At 46.1% G+C, this 269-nt stretch carries 1 protein-coding gene; it reads left to right on the plus strand.

Features of this window, described 5'->3' with window-relative positions; all coding sequences use genetic code 11:
• Positions 1-269 (plus strand): response regulator (locus tag A3757_RS06135; protein ID WP_156506219.1); only part of this gene is annotated, 269 nt, incomplete at both ends.

The following is a 269-nucleotide window of genomic DNA, read 5'->3' on the forward strand; positions in this document are numbered from 1 at the left end:
AATCATGGACGCCAAGGCCTACCTAAGTGAACAAAGCTTTGACCTTTGTCTCACCGATATGAATTTGCCTGATGGCAACGGCATTGATCTCGTGTCGTTCATACAAAAAAATCATCCCGATATGCCCGTTGCCATGATTACCGCGTACGGCAACGTCGAAACAGCCATCAGTGCCCTTAAGGCTGGTGCTTTTGATTTTATTTCAAAGCCTGTTGACCTTAATCAGCTACGAGGGCTGGTGACCAGCGCATTAGAGTTATCAAAACGTA

Source organism: Oleiphilus sp. HI0117 (assembly GCF_001635235.1).